This is a genomic window from Thermoactinomyces intermedius (genome assembly GCF_013912365.1).
Taxonomy (GTDB): Bacteria; Bacillota; Bacilli; order Thermoactinomycetales; family Thermoactinomycetaceae; genus Thermoactinomyces; species Thermoactinomyces intermedius.
Map to the genome: position 1 here is coordinate 1 of NZ_JACETT010000082.1, position 1,155 is coordinate 1,155.

Annotated in this window: 2 protein-coding genes; one reads left to right on the forward strand and one right to left on the reverse strand. The window is 53.6% G+C overall.

All coding sequences use genetic code 11. The features are described from left to right. The first annotated feature begins 125 nt into the window (after positions 1-125). The gene (gene dapF, locus H1R82_RS14110; RefSeq protein WP_181730801.1) at positions 126-965 is read left to right on the forward strand and encodes a diaminopimelate epimerase; all 840 of its coding nucleotides are present in this window, start codon (positions 126-128) and stop codon (positions 963-965) included. On the opposite strand, the gene H1R82_RS14115 is transcribed toward dapF, so the two are convergent. Then, positions 966-1,155, reverse strand: a 190-nt coding sequence (locus tag H1R82_RS14115; RefSeq protein WP_181821703.1) for a hypothetical protein, incomplete at its 5' end; no start/stop codon positions are given. It lies immediately after the preceding gene.

Here is a 1,155-nt window from a genome sequence, read left to right on the forward strand (position 1 = left end):
TGACGGTGACTTCCACGATGCCCGTCATTCTGGCCGGATTGTTCGATGTCCTGCGCACGTTTTTTTTCCGCAGACCGGTGAAAACCGTCGTACAGCGATGAGGGGAAGGAGAAAAAAACGACATCATGAAGTTCACAAAAATGCACGGACTTGGAAACGACTTTATTCTCATCCACCAGACGCAAAAGCCGTCTTTTGAGGAATGTTCGGCGTTGGCACGGAAGATGTGTGACCGCCACAAGGGAGCCGGTGCGGACGGCCTGGTGGTGATGTACCCGTCCGAACAGGCGGATTTTTCCATGCGGATCTTTAATTCGGACGGATCAATGGCGGAACAATGCGGCAATGCCATGCGCTGTGTGGCCAAGTACTATTATGAAAAGATTTCAAGCCGGAAAAATACGTTTACGATCGAAACCAAAGTGGGGGTGCAACCGGTTTGGACGGACGGGAAAAACGTGAGGGTGGATATGGGCAAACCCGTTTTGACACCAGCGGAGATTCCCGTCCGGTTGAGCGGGGAACAAGCGGTGAACCAAACGATCGAAGCGAACGGGGGTTCGTTTCGGTTTACGGCCGTGTCCATGGGAAATCCTCATGCGGTGATTGAAGTGGGGGATTTAGACAAGTTTCCGGTCGAAAAGTGGGGACCCGTTCTGGAAAAACATGATCTGTTCCCGCAAAAAGCAAACATCGAATTTGTCACATTCCATTCGCCGCAAGAGGCATGGATGCGGGTTTGGGAGCGGGGCGTCGGACAAACCATGGCTTGCGGTTCCGGCGCTTGTGCGACGGTCGTGGCCGGGGTGCTTGCCGGCCGCCTTGATCGGAAAGCCCGGGTGAAGCTTCTGGGGGGCGAATTGCTCATCGAATGGGATGAACAAGATCAACATGTTTATATGACGGGGCCCGCTGAATTTGTTTATGAAGGGGTATGGCTGGACCATCGCCATACCCGTGGCTGATTACTTGCGGGAGTCCCAGCGGAAGGAAACGGGAGGTTCGGTGGAATCTCCCGTTCTTTTTTTGCGCCGGCGCACGCGGATCCCCCAAATGATTCCGGCAGCCAAACCGATGACGGCAAGGAGCAAAATAACACTCCAAGTGTAAGGGTTGGGAATCACATAAACGACATAAACCGGATTGGGCTTGGTT